At 37.5% G+C, this 14,318-nt stretch carries 11 protein-coding genes; 6 read left to right on the top strand and 5 right to left on the bottom strand.

The genetic code is table 11. The features are described from left to right. Positions 1-6 precede the first annotated feature (6 nt). The 5 genes from ACE1MS_RS04530 to ACE1MS_RS04550 all read right to left on the bottom strand — a co-directional run bounded on the left by ACE1MS_RS04530 (position 7) and on the right by ACE1MS_RS04550 (position 8,189). The gene (locus ACE1MS_RS04530; RefSeq protein WP_012293199.1) at positions 7-927 is read right to left on the bottom strand and encodes an ABC transporter permease; all 921 of its coding nucleotides are present in this window, start codon (positions 925-927) and stop codon (positions 7-9) included. Further along, the gene (locus ACE1MS_RS04535) at positions 927-1,856 is read right to left on the bottom strand and encodes an ABC transporter permease (protein WP_031418948.1); all 930 of its coding nucleotides are present in this window, start codon (positions 1,854-1,856) and stop codon (positions 927-929) included. The genes ACE1MS_RS04530 and ACE1MS_RS04535 overlap by 1 nt, the downstream gene beginning before the upstream one ends. 132 nt (positions 1,857-1,988) lie before the next feature. Continuing rightward, positions 1,989-3,647: a peptide ABC transporter substrate-binding protein gene (locus tag ACE1MS_RS04540; protein WP_012293201.1), complete on the bottom strand. Its 1,659-nt coding sequence runs from the start codon at positions 3,645-3,647 to the stop codon at positions 1,989-1,991. 909 nt (positions 3,648-4,556) lie between these two features. Then, positions 4,557-6,242: a methyl-accepting chemotaxis protein gene (locus ACE1MS_RS04545; protein WP_036167393.1), complete on the bottom strand. Its 1,686-nt coding sequence runs from the start codon at positions 6,240-6,242 to the stop codon at positions 4,557-4,559. 252 nt (positions 6,243-6,494) lie between these two features. Next, positions 6,495-8,189 carry an Rqc2 family fibronectin-binding protein gene (locus ACE1MS_RS04550; protein ID WP_031418951.1) on the bottom strand — a complete coding sequence of 565 codons (1,695 nt, stop codon included), beginning with the start codon at positions 8,187-8,189 and terminating at the stop codon, positions 6,495-6,497. 258 nt (positions 8,190-8,447) lie between these two features. Between ACE1MS_RS04550 and ACE1MS_RS04555 the strand changes: the two genes are divergently transcribed. From ACE1MS_RS04555 to def, 6 genes are all read left to right on the top strand, one after another. Further along, a complete protein-coding gene (locus ACE1MS_RS04555; RefSeq protein ID WP_031418953.1) occupies positions 8,448-9,323 on the top strand; it encodes a YicC/YloC family endoribonuclease in 876 nt (291 codons plus the stop codon). 43 nt (positions 9,324-9,366) lie between these two features. Next, complete coding sequence (gene gmk, locus ACE1MS_RS04560; RefSeq protein WP_008173787.1) at positions 9,367-9,984, top strand: guanylate kinase; 618 nt, start codon at positions 9,367-9,369, stop codon at positions 9,982-9,984. A 3-nt stretch (positions 9,985-9,987) separates the two neighbouring features. After that, positions 9,988-10,215, top strand: coding sequence for a DNA-directed RNA polymerase subunit omega (rpoZ, locus tag ACE1MS_RS04565; RefSeq protein WP_008173785.1), 228 nt, complete (start codon positions 9,988-9,990; stop codon positions 10,213-10,215). A gap of 100 nt (positions 10,216-10,315) precedes the next feature. Beyond that, complete coding sequence (gene coaBC, locus ACE1MS_RS04570; protein WP_031418956.1) at positions 10,316-11,326, top strand: bifunctional phosphopantothenoylcysteine decarboxylase/phosphopantothenate--cysteine ligase CoaBC; 1,011 nt, start codon at positions 10,316-10,318, stop codon at positions 11,324-11,326. Next, positions 11,323-13,734, top strand: coding sequence for a primosomal protein N' (gene priA, locus ACE1MS_RS04575; protein ID WP_197149256.1), 2,412 nt, complete (start codon positions 11,323-11,325; stop codon positions 13,732-13,734). Before coaBC ends, priA begins: the two co-directional genes overlap by 4 nt. 89 nt (positions 13,735-13,823) lie before the next feature. After that, a complete protein-coding gene (gene def, locus ACE1MS_RS04580; protein ID WP_447402725.1) occupies positions 13,824-14,318 on the top strand; it encodes a peptide deformylase in 495 nt (164 codons plus the stop codon).

Raw genomic sequence — 14,318 nt, forward strand, 5'->3', positions numbered from 1 at the left:
ACCTCCTTATTTACGTAGTTTTGGATCTAGAGCATCACGTAAGCCGTCACCAACAGCGTTAAACGCAAAGATTGTTAGTGAGATAAATACTGCTGGGAAAATCAAGCGCCATGGTGCATTTGCTATAGCTTTATTACCGTCGGAAGCCATTGTACCCCATGAAGCAGTTGGAGCAGGAACCCCAAGACCAAGGTAACTTAGGAATGACTCAGTGAAGATAGCAGATGGAATTGTTAAAGTCATCGTTACTAAAATGGCACCAAGAGCATTCGGCACTAAGTGTTTAATAATTAAATGTCCTGTACTTGCACCTAATGTGCGAGCAGCAAGAACGTATTCTTGATTTTTAATAGATAATACTTCACCACGAACGATACGTGCCATGTTAATCCATCCAGTGATAGACAAGGCAATAATCATAGGGAATAAACCTGGTTGCATAACAACTAAAAGTACGATTACTACTAAAAGGTAAGGGACAGCTGTTAAAACGTCAGCAATACGCATCATAATATTATCAACGCGACCGCCTGATAAACCTGAAATACTTCCCCAAATAACACCGATAATTAAGTCAATAACCGCCGCAGCAATTCCGATAAATAGGGAGATACGAGCTCCTTCCCAAATACGAACGAAAATATCACGACCAAGGTCATCCGTTCCAAACCAAAATTGTGCAGATGGTGGTGCATTGTAAACACCTAGCTGATCACTTGCTTTATATTGAGATAGCATTGGTGCGAATATAGCCATTAAAATAACAATAATTAAAATAATGATCCCAACAATGGCCATTTTATTATGAGAGAAACGGAGAAATACTTCTTTCCAAAAGGAGACTGATTTGTCAGCTAATTTTTCCGTTGCTTCATGATTACCACCAACAATTTTAAACTTATCTTTTTCAATTTGTTGCTGTGTCATTATTTTTTCGCTCCTTTCAGTTTAATACGCGGATCAATCACACTATATAGAATATCAACGATTAATACCGCAAATAAAAGGATGATGGAATAGAACACTGTCGTACCCATAATGACCGTATAGTCACGGTTTGTAATACTTTGAACGAAGTGTTTACCAAGTCCAGGAATAGCGAAAATTTGCTCTACAATGAAACTACCTGTAACAACCCCAGCTGTTAAGGGACCAATATACGTTACGACTGGTAGTAGGGCATTTCGTAATGTATGGCGGAAAACGATTGTCCATTTACCAATACCTTTCGCACGAGCCATTTTTACATATTCACTATTGTTTTGTTCAAGCATACTTGAACGAGTTAACTTTGCAATAAAGCCCATGTGAGAGAGCGCAATTGCAAAGGCTGGTAATATACTATAAACAAAGCCTTTCCATCCACTGATAGGGAACCAACCAAGCTTAAAGGCTAAGAAATACTGCATTAAACCTGCTAAGATAAATGAAGGTACTGATATACCGAGCACCGCAAAGGACGTTGCCAAATAATCCGGGAACTTATTATGATATAGCGCGGAAACTACGCCAATTAAAACACCGAATCCAATTGCTAATAGCATAGCCTCAATCCCCAATGTTAAAGAAACAGGGAAACTTTCAGAAATCATATCATTTGTAGAACGCGCTTTATATTTCATTGACTCACCGAAATTGAAAGTGGCCGTATCGATTAAATAATCTTTATATTGTATATACCAAGGGTTATTTAATCCATACGTTTCGTTTAACTTCTCCTCGATTTGAGGGGGGAAATTACGTTCACTCGCAAAAGGACTACCAGGAGCGAGACGCATTAAGAAAAACGTAACAGTTACGATGACGAAAAGCGCGAGAAGTATATACATCAGCCTTTTCAAAATATATTTAATCACATAAAACTCCTCCTTCTATTTGTCAATTGTCTGACAAATATATGCCTTCGTATTTTAAAAAGAGCTGACTCGCGCCGTAGGGGCTACGAGGCAGCTCTTCGCTGTAGAGCTAAATAAGCGAAATGTTGTTGATTATTTCTCTACTTTAACCTCTTTAAGAGAGATGTTACCAAGGATGTCTGCCTTCATGTCTTTCACATAATCTTGTACTACAGATAGGTTCGTGTAGTAGTAAATTGGAACAACTGGGAACTCAGAAACAGCAATTGCTTCAGCTTGTTTTAAAAGCTCAAGACGTTTCGCTGGATCTGCTTCTGTATTAGATTGATCTAATAATTTTTTGTATTCTGCATTTTCCCAACCTGTATCATTGTTACCGTTTGCAGCAGTGTCATACATTTCTAAGAATGTATAAGCATCGTTGTAGTCACCAACCCAGCCCATACGGCCAACTTGGTAGTCTAATTGGTTAAGTTTTTCTAGGTAAACTTGCCATTCAGAGTTATCTAGACCTACAGTGATTCCTAGGTTTTTAGTCCAGTTTTCTTGTACGAATTGAGCGATAGCAGCGTGTGCTTCACTAGTGTTGTAAGAAAGATTAATTTTTACATCTGCTGGGTTTGTAATACCAAGTTCTTTCATACCAGCTTCAAGTGCTGCTTTAGCACCTTCGATATCGTTATCTTTGTAGTAACCACGGTCTTCTTCAAAACCATGAACTGCGGTAGGAACCATACCTAATGCAGGTTTTTGCTCACCTTTAGTAACATTATCAATTAAACCTTGACGATCAACTGCTAATGCTAATGCTTTACGAATGTTAGCGTTTCCAGTGATTTTATCTTTTGTATTTAGCTTGTACCAATATACAGAAGCTTGGTCATTAATATTTAAAGATTTATCAGCTTTAAATCCATCGATAGCATCAAGTGCTACAGATTGGAATGGTGCTCCAAGATAGTCAATTTCTCCACCTTTGAACATTGTTACTGCTGTTGCTTCAGATTCAACCATACCGATATTAACAGTGTCTAAAGCCACTTTATCAGCATCCCAGTACTCTGGGTTTTTCTTTAATACGATTGTATCGTTGTGTCTCCACTCACCTAATGTGAATGGTCCGTTTGTTACAAAGTTTTCACCAGCATCTGTATACCACTCATCATTACCTTCAACTACTTTTTGGTTTAATGGTGCGTATGTTTTGAATGCTGTTAATTCTAAGAAGTAAGGTGTTGGGTTTTCTAAAGTTACTACTAATGTTTTTTCATCTTCAGCTTTAACGCCTACGTCATCAGCAGAACCTTCACCATTATTGTATGCTGTAGCACCTTTAATTGGGTAAAGGATTGAAGCATATTCAGAAAGATTGTCTGGGTTTAATGCCCATTTCCAAGCATATTCGAAGTCACCAGCAACTACTGGATCTCCGTTTGACCATTTAGCATCACGTAATTTAAACGTGTATGTTTTTAAGTCTTCGCTAACTTCCCAGCTTTCAGCTGCAGCTGCAACGGGACGAGCGTCTGCATCAAGCGTTGTTAATCCTTCAAAAGTATTTGTAAGAATAACTCCAGAAGTTGTATCTGTTGCTAATGCAGGATGAAGTGATGGTGGTTCAGAAGCTACCACTACATTTAATTCGCCACCTGAAGCTGTTTCAGATGAACCAGAATCTTTTCCATCGTCTTTTGATTTTTCAGACGAATCTCCACCGAAGCCACATGCAGCAAGTACTAAAGAAAATACTGCAAGAACTGTTAGTAATAAAAACTTTTTGTTTTTATTCATGTGAATCCCCCTTATACAATTTTTAAGCCTTTTGTGAAGCTCCTATTTAATATACCAAAAAAATCATTGTGCACAAAATAAAAAAGATTCAAATTTATATAGTATTATCTGACAAGTAAGAGAATAATAAATTTTTCCGATTTAACATGCTAACGAAATAGAGTGCATGTATAATAAAAATTTGATATTTATCTATTCTTAATATCAAAAATAGAGTAAAAACAAAAAAATGATTTACTATATAGAAAATTCCTATTTTTTCGATAATAATATTAAATTTTGAAAAATGATACAAAAGTCATAGATGTAATACTTTGAGGGAATTGAATAGATTTGTAGAAAATCTAAGCAAAACTCAGTGAATTAGTTTCGTTTGCAGGTAATTTCTTGTAATTTGTGATCTCGAAATATGAATATTTCTATCTATTAATGATATATAAGAAACTTATTTTGTAATTTTCTAGGATTATCCATCTATTAAGTTGAAAAAGAAAGAATAGAGCTAATCTATGAAAAAATGTACCCATACTAAGAAAAAAATGGATTAAATGATAAATCAGTTATACTAAATATATTCTATTGAAATAATTTCCTTGGAGAGAAGTTAGATATTATATATGCACTCAGATTGAGTTTTATTCATGCAAGATAAAGTCTATATAAACCCTGATTACTGTACACTCTTTGCTAATTTAATCCATTTTATTTGTACTGTTTTTTTGAGGATGTCATTTGTCTTACTGGCGAGGATTGATTATGCAAAAAATTACTAAAAATCTGATTTTTCAATGTTTAAGTTCTTTATAAATTTCCTGATTGAGGCAGTGTGCTTTGTTGTTCTGAAGATTTATATAACATAATAAATAAAAAATAGTGCATTCCAGTATAAAGAATGCACCATTTGCTTCATTAAAGTTTAAACTGATTAATTTGTTGCTGTAAATCTAAGGACTTTTCGCTTAGATGCGAGGCAACCTGATTGATTTGTTGCATAGTGATGGTCTGTTCTTTGCTAGCAGCGGCTACTATTTGAGTACTATCTGAGCTAGTCGAAGCGCCGTGAGCAATTTCTGCGACAGAGGCCGCTACTTGTTCTGCGCTAGCTGAAATTTCTTCAGAAGTTGCTGATATATCTTCTATTTGGTCTGTCATTGCATTGATGGCTTTTACGATTGCCTCAAATGCTTGTCCTGCATGTCCAATGATTTTGACACCATCTGCAACTGAATGGAGGCCATCTAAAACAGCTTTTTCTACATTTTGTGTATCCTCTTGAATCTCCTGCGTTAAGACAACGATTTGATTAGCCGATTGTTTGGATTCTTCAGCTAACTTACGGACCTCATCTGCGACAACAGCAAATCCTTTTCCATGCTCACCCGCACGTGCTGCTTCAATGGCAGCGTTGAGTGCCAATAAATTAGTTTGATCAGTAATGGCTGTAATGACAGTTGTAATCTGGCTAATCTCTTCGGATTGTTTACTTAATTTTTGTACAAGGTTGTTGATTATTTGCGTTGAATCATGGATCACATTCATTTGTAGTTGAGCATTCTCTACAGTGCTGTTGCCGTTTGTAGCTAATTCATTTGTTGTTACAGCACTGTGATGAAGTTGTTGTGTAGCTTCTGCTATACGTTGAACACCTACAGCTGTTTCATCCATAGCATGGGCACTTTCATTGGCAGCGACGGTAGCTGCTTTAGCAACATTGGCAGTTTCATTAATACGCACCGTTATTTCATCAGCTGAGGAAGTAATTTCTTCGGTAGAAGCCGAAAGTTCTTCTACTGATGCTGTTAGATGCTCAGCATTGTCTTGAATATGGGTTAATAAATTTTTCAGGTTGCCTTTCATTGAATTAAAGGCCGTTGAAAGTTGACCAATTTCATCTTTAGTGTGGTGAGTCACATCTTGATGGTGTAATTCTCCGATAGCTATTTGGTTTGCCGCATGGACTACCGATTTTAAAGGGCGAGAAATAGTTCGCTGTATATAAACCATCAGGATAATACCAAGGGCAACACCAATAATGATAGCAATAATTGAAATGATTTGAGAGTTGAAAACAGCTTGTTTAGATTCTAGTGTAACCTTTTCAAGTTGTCCCTTTTGATAGTTCGCAATTTTATTGGATATATCCTGAATGCCTTTATTAGCCTGCTGGACTTCACCATTAACCTTTAGCAAAGCTCCTTCTAGGTCACCAGCTTCAAAAAGTGTGAGTGCGTCAGTAGCTGATTTATTAAAAGCATCATTAAAAGCATTTAATTCTTTTGCATATGTATCCATTTCAGAGGAATTTGATTTTTCTTTGATTTCAGCTACATGCTCATCGAGTAAATTTGCATGTTCTGTGAAATTTTCTTTATTTACAGGGTTGTCTTCGATAATAATGGCGCGAATAAAAAGACCTTGCATGGCCATTTCAAATTGAATATCATCTGCTAATTCCACAAGGGCTACGTGAACTTCCAATGCATTCTCAATCTTTTTTTCAATGTTTGAAAATAGTATGAACATAATCATTAACGAAATAATTAACGTGAGAATAATGGTAAAGAAACCGAAACTTAATTTTTTGCCTACAGACATATTGATACGCCCTTTCCAAAATGCTAGTCAATCTTTTATATTTTGATTTTGCTTTGCTAAAAGGTAGAAGTCAATAACTGTAGTAAGAAACAGTTCAGATGATTCATATGTTTTTTTATTGTTAATATAATAAGGAAGATTGTCTGTAAGAAACAATCAAGATGTGGCTGTTTTCATTGTTTTGTAGGGCGGATTACGTGTACATAACTTTAAAAAAGAAAAAACCGAGAAAATTTATCTCGGTCTCTATCTTTACGACTGCTTTTTTAATTGTAAAATGAGTGCTTCATCGGGATCGATATACAAAGTTTTTTGTTCGAAGTAAATTACAAAACCGGGTTTTGCCCCATTGGGTTTCTTAACCTGACGAATGTCTGTATAATCCACTGGAACAGAAGAAGATTCTCTTGCCTTCGAAAAATAAGCAGCTAATGTGGCAGCTTCACGTAAAGTTGTTTCATCGGGCTCGCTAGAGTGGATGACAACATGAGAACCTGGAATATCCTTCGTGTGTAACCAGATATCTGTGCGTTTTGCAATTTTAAAAGTCAACATATCATTTTGCTTGTTGTTCTTGCCAACTGAAATGGCTGTACCTGTGGAAGAAATATAGCGTTCGGGTTCAGGTTTCACAGGTTTTTTCTTTTTCTTAGAATGGCGTAGCTTTAAATAGCCCTGTTCGGCAAGTTCTTCACGAATTTCTTCAATATCGCCAGGTGATGCTTGCTGAACTTGTTGTGCTAGCATTTCAAAGTAAGTAATTTCTTCTTGTGTTTTTTCAAGCTGTTGTTGCACCATGATTAATGCATTTTTGGCTTTGGTGTATTTCGTATAATAGCTTTGAGCGTTTTCTATAGGTGTTTTACGTTCACTGACTGGTATCGTAATCTCTTCACTATTTTCGCTGTAGTAATTTATGACTGTAACTTCCTTGACACCCTTTTCAAATGCATAAATATTAGCCATTAACAGCTCACCATATAACTGAAATTGATCGAGCTTTGAGGCGCGTTCAAAGTCCTTCGTTAGCTTTTTCGTTTTTAAAGACAGTTTATCAATTTCATTTTGTAGCCATCTTTCTAAATCACCTGCTTGCTGTTTAACACGGTCCCGTTCCGCACGTGCAAAGAATACACGATCAAGAAGCTCATGAACATTCGGATAAACTGTAATATCCCCATGTAAGTGGGTTAGTTCAATTGGTGAGAAGTAAGTTTTGTGATTAGCCAATACATACATAGGGCTCGTTCCACCATTAGAAAAACCTGCTATAAATTCTTTGAAACATTGTACTCGATTTAATGATGATGTCATGCGGTACAATAATTCTTCAGCATGAAGAGGTGAAAACCCAGCAAATTGTGTCACGACGTCTTTGGCATTTTTTGTTTCCGCAAAAAATATTGCTAGCTCTTCTTCTGTTACTAGTAAGGGATTCCATTTATTTTGCGTTGGTGGAGCTAAGTAAGGCTGGCCTGGTAAAACGGTACGAAAACTATTTACAGATGGAGGCAAGTGCTTTAAACTATCAACAATTTTACCTTGCTCTTTATCAATTAAAAGTAGATTACTATGTCTACCCATAATTTCAGCATGTAGTTGTCTAACTATAGGGTCACCAATTTCATTTTTACTTTCGATTTCTACTATTATAATACGGTCAAACCCAAGCTGTTTAACGGAGGAAATAAATCCACCCTCTAAATGCTTGCGCAGCAGCATACAAAACATAGGGGGTTCTGCTGGATTTTCAATCGTTTGTTCCGTAAGATGCACTCGTGCATAAGAAGAATGAATAGAAAAAAGCAATTTATGATTTTTCCCGTTTGCACGAACATGTAAAACAACCTCTTGAGCGTTAGGTTGGTGTATTTTAGTAATTCGACCTGTGACAAGTTGTTGTAGGTCGGCTGTTATTGAATAGGTAAATAAACCGTCAAATGCCATATGAATTCCTCTTTCCAATGATAACAAGCATCTTGGTACTTTCGTATTTTTTTCTTGTTGCATCTGCATTCGCTTTTTAAGCCTCCGCAAAGCACTAATTGTATGTTTATCATAGCATTTTTTAGGCGAATATTAAAATATAGCTTCAATTGTGGTAGAATTAGCTCTTATTCGATCCAATTTTTTTTGGAGATTCGTCATATTCGATAAAGCTTATGTTATAATATTCCCAGTATGCAAAGAAAGGTGTGACGAACCTTGGTGCGTAGTATGACTGGTTTTGGCAGAGGTGTCACAACAACTAGAGACTTTCAATTAACCGTAGAAATGCGCTCGGTCAACCATCGCTTTTTAGAAATCAATGCTAAATTTCCGAAAGAATGGCTTGAAGCTGAAATTTTTGCAAAGAAATTTATTTCTCAAGCTTTGTCACGCGGAAAAATTGATGTGATGGTATATGTGAAGGACTTAGAAAATGTAGAGCAATCTATTGAGATTAATTGGTCATTAATTGAAGCGTATCGTAAGGCAAAAGAGCAATTAGCAAGTAAAGTACCACTAGAAGAAAAATGGACGATGCAGGAGCTTTTATCGTTAGAGCAAGCACTCGTACAGCAAAAACCACAACTAACGCCTGAGGATTTACTTAGTGCTGTTGAACAAGCGATTTCACAGGCGATAGAACAGCTTGTACTTATGCGTGAGCGTGAGGGGCAAGAATTGCAGGAAGTTGTTGTACAATATAAGCAACAGTTAAAAGAACAAGTGAATCAAATACGTTCCTGTTCATCTCTTGCTGTTGAAAAATATCGTACACGATTAGTAGAACGGATTGCAGAAGTTGCAGATGGAACTTTATTAGATGACCGTTTATTAGCAGAAGTAGCGATTTTTGCAGAACGCGTTGACATTTCCGAGGAATTAGACAGATTGGATAGTCATTTTAATCAACTGGAAGAAACGTTACATGAAACGATTTCAGTCGGAAGGAAATTAGACTTTTTAATGCAGGAGATTCATCGTGAAATCAATACGATTGGTTCAAAAAATCAATCTACAGAAGCAGCGGTTGCTGTTGTTCAGGCGAAAACAATTTTAGAAAAGATGCGTGAGCAAGTTCAAAATATCGAATAACTTGCACGTGTCTGTTATAAATTAAGGGAGATATAGAGAATAAATGATAAAAGAACGTGGATTATTAATTGTTCTGTCTGGCCCATCTGGTGTAGGTAAAGGGACAGTGCGAAAAGAATTATTTTCTCAGCCGAATACGAATTATGAGTATTCCATCTCGATGACGACACGAAATCCTCGCGAAGGAGAAATCGATGGTGTAGACTATTTTTTCAAGAAACGAGAAGACTTTGAAACGTTAATTGAACAGGGTGGCTTATTAGAGCATGCTGAATTTGTAGGAAACTACTATGGTACACCATTAGCCTACGTGAATGAAACACTGGATGCAGGTCGCGATGTGTTTTTAGAAATCGAAGTGCAGGGTGCAGCGCAGATTCGTAAAAAAGCACCAGATGCCTTATTTATTTTCTTAGCCCCTCCAAGTTTAACTGAATTAAAAGATCGTTTAGTTGGACGTGGGACGGAAACAGAGGATATCATAGCAAAACGCATTGCTACAGCAAGTGAAGAGCTTGAAATGATGAGCTTATATGATTATGTTGTAGAGAATGATGAAGTGACAAATGCCTGTGATCGTATTAATGCGATTATTAAAGCAGAGCATTGCCGTAGAGAACGTGTTGAAAAAAGATATTTGTCAATGTTGAGAGGAGAATAAACAATGTTATACCCATCAGTAGATGCTTTAAAAAAAGAAATCGATTCAAAATATTCACTAGTGAGCCTTGCTTCAAAACGTGCTCGTCAAATGCAGGAAGAGCAAAATACAGAACGTTTACACAAGTACGTATCTCATAAATACGTAGGAAAAGCACTTGAAGAAGTAGCGGCAGGTGTTCTTACGAAAGTATCACAGGATGAGTCAACTGTGTACGAAGACGAAATCTAACCTCTATGTTAGTCAGCAGTTGATTTGATTATACAGAATGCCGAGAGCTCCCAGGGAATCCTCCTTTGGGAGCTTATCATTTGAAGGGATGACACCTAGCATGAATAAAAATATTTTACTATGTGTTTCAGGCGGGATTGCCGTATATAAAGCTGTTGCTCTTGTTAGCAAGCTATCACAAGCAGGGGCGAACGTAAAAGTGATGATGACTGCCTCTGCCAGACAGTTTGTGAATCCATTAAGCTTTCAAGTGATGTCCAAAAATGATGTTTACTTTGACACGTTTGATGAAAAAGATTCTAGTGTGATTGCCCATATTGATTTAGCGGATTGGGCTGATTTGATTTTAGTTGCACCTGCAACTGCTAATATGATTGGGAAAATGGCCAATGGAATTGCGGATGATATGGTATCAACCACCTTACTAGCTACTACTGCGCCAGTGTGGATAGCACCAGCGATGAATGTACATATGTATGACCATCCAGCAGTAAAGCGTAATCTAGAAAGATTAGCAGCAGATGGCTACCAATTTATTGAGCCTTCGGAAGGATTTTTAGCATGTGGCTATGTTGGTAAGGGGCGCTTAGAGGAGCCTGAAAAAATAACAGCTATTGTACTGGATTTTTTTGCAGCGCCAGCGACAATAAAGCCACTTACAAATAAAACAGTTGTAGTGACAGTTGGTGCCTTGCATGTACCGTTAGATGAGAAGCATGTGATTAGCCCACAAGCCAATGGTCTTATTGGACAGGCTTTGGCTAATGAGGCGAGGGAATTAGGCGCGCACGTTATTCAAATAGAAAATGGTAGTTTGAATGATGTGATGCAACAGCTTGAAGCCTCTAAAAATCAGAACCCAGAAATTATCTTGATACATGCAGCTAATGTACCGACAATGGAGAAAACGCCGCTTATTTCAGTAGAGGGTATCAAGGCTGTCACGTTTGGACAAGAAGTGCTTGGTGAACCCATGCTCAACATTCGATCGGATCGTTGGATAGAATTTAGTGAGGAAGCTCAGTTAAATGGGCGCATAATAGCTACGACTAATCCACAGCAATTTGCCCGCACATTATGGACCCATATTTTAAAGGGTGAGGAGCAATGAGTTTATTGATAGCGGAAGTCATTGTTGACGTCTCAACCTACCATGTCGATCGTCCTTTCGATTATCAAGTACCGCCAGAATGGGAAAATGTAATAGAAATGGGCTGTCGTGTGAAAGTGCCATTTGGTCCTAGAAATGTTTTAGGCTTTGTAGTGGGAATAAAAACTGAAACAGATGTGCCCCTCAATAAATTAAAATCAATCGCTCAAATTTTAGATATGGAACCAGTATTAACAACGGAAATGCTTCAAATGGCAAAGTGGTTGAAGAATCAAACGATTTGCTATGAAATAGATGCTTTACAAGTAATGTTACCTTCAGCATTACGTGCGAAATATGAAAAAATTGTAAAGCTACATGAAGATCAATCTATACCCAATGAAGTACAGGCGATTTTTGGTAAGCGACAAAAAGCTAATTTTAAAGAGTTTGAACGTGCAGGTTTACTTCCTTTATTAAAGCCATTAGTTGCACAAAATAAGGTGACTATTGATAATGTTGTGAAACAACAGGGTCATGTGAAAGAAATACGGATGGTGAAAATTACTGAAGAGCCTAACGTTATTGATAAAGCGTTAAAGCAATCAACTAGAGCTGTGAAACAACGTCTATTACTAGAATGGATGGAGCGCCATTTAGGGGAGGTTTTGTCACCACAGCAAATTTGTGAGGAGGCAAGAGTCTCTTCTTCAGTTTTAGAGAGCGTTATTGATAAGGGTGCTGCGCAATTTACTCAAGAAGAAGTGTATCGTGACCCGTTTACGAAAGAGGTTTCACGTACGCAAGCCTTACAATTAACAAATGAGCAGGAAATTGCTTTACAAGCCATTAATGAAGCTTTGGAGCAGCAACAAGCGCAAACGTTTTTATTGCATGGCGTAACAGGGAGTGGCAAGACAGAGGTATATTTGCAGGCGATACAAAAAGTGTTGAACGAAGGCAAAGAAGCCATTATGCTCGTACCTGAAATCTCTTTAACGCCTCAAATGACAGAGCGATTCCGTAGTCGTTTTGGAGAAATGGTTGCGGTGATGCATAGTGGATTATCTGTGGGCGAGAAGTATGATGAATGGCGCAAAGTTCAACAAGGGAAGGTGAGAGTCGTCGTTGGGGCTCGTTCAGCAATATTTGCTCCCTTTACGAATATTGGTCTTATTATTTTGGATGAAGAGCATGAGTCAACGTATAAGCAAGAAGACTCACCACGTTATCATGCAAGAGATGTAGCTATTTGGCGTAGTGAATATTATAATTGCCCTGTTATTTTAGGTAGTGCTACACCAGGATTAGAATCTTTTGCAAGAGCTAAAAAGGGTGTTTATACCTTACTTTCATTAAAATTAAGAGCCTTGCATCAGTCCTTACCAACCGTTTTTATTTCAGATATGCGTGAGGAGCTTCGACAAGGAAATCGATCCATGTTTTCGCAATCACTTATAGAAGCAATTCGTATAAGATTAGAGAAAAAAGAGCAAATGGTGTTGTTTTTAAATCGACGAGGTTACTCATCTTTTGTGCTATGTCGGGATTGCGGGACAGTTGTCCAATGTCCCAACTGTGATATTTCTTTAACCTATCATCGTACAACCGAAAAATTGAAATGCCATTACTGCGGCTATGAAGAACATGTGCCTCAAATTTGTCCACAATGTCAAAGTGATCATATACGTTATTTTGGTACTGGCACACAAAAGGTAGAGGAAGAAATATATAAGCTGTTCCCAGAAGCAAGAGTATTGCGTATGGATGTAGATACGACAAAGCATAAAGGTGCACATGAAGAAATATTAGCTGCATTTGGAGAGGGACAAGCTGATATTTTACTTGGCACACAGATGATTGCAAAAGGGCTTGATTTTCCAAATATTACGCTGGTAGGCGTACTTAGCGCTGACACCTCCCTACATTTACCAGATTATCGAGCAGCAGAACGTACATTTCAACTATTAACACAGGTAAGTGGGAGGGCAGGAAGACATGATAAACCCGGAGAGGTAATTATTCAGACCTATACACCAGAGCATTATGCTATCGAGTTAGCTAAAACGCAGGATTATGAGCCATTTTATGAGCGTGAGATGTTTTTACGACGTCGTTCCAGTTACCCACCATATTATTACGTGGCGCTTGTGCAGATTTCTCATGAGGATGTTATGGTGGCTGCTGAATATGCTGGACGCATGGCTGATTGGCTCCGTGGAAATTTATCGAATCAAGTGGCTATTATTGGCCCAACCACGGCAAGTATTGCTCGACTCCAAAATAGATATCGTTATCAATGTTTGATAAAATATAAAATTGAACCAAATCTTATTCCGGTATTACAGCGTCTACTTGCTATGTATCGAGCAGAGTGGATCAAACAAGGAATATTAATGACGGTAGATTTAGATCCGTCTACTATATAAGAGAGTATAAACACAGTTTTACGAGCATATGTCTAACAAATAAATAAAATGGTATGGCTCTAGCTAAAAGCAGAAATGAGGATATAATAATGGCAATAAAAAAAGTAATCGAACACCCAGCACAAGTACTTTCAACACCATGTGCAGAAGTAACCGAAATAAATGATGAACTCATTACATTACTGGATGATTTATATGACACTATGGTTGAATATGATGGTGTTGGCATTGCTGCACCGCAAATTGATATAGGGTTACGAGTAGCGATTGTAGAATTAGGTGAGGAACGCGATATTTTAGAAATGATTAATCCAACTGTTATTGAAACGGATGGAGCGGAAATAGATATTGAAGGTTGCTTGAGTTTCCCAGGATTATATGGTGAGGTTGAACGCCCAAGCTATGTAAAAATTGAAGCTTGTGACCGTCAAGGACGTGTCTATGAATTAGAAGCAGGGGGCTTTGATGCTAGAGCAATTTTACATGAAATTGATCATTTAGATGGCGTGCTATTTGATTCAAAGATCCAACGCGTTCTAACAGCAGAAGAGCTTGAAGAAATGTATGCAGAAGAGGAGGAATAA

The sequence above is a fragment of the Lysinibacillus sp. fkY74-1 genome, from assembly GCF_053165895.1.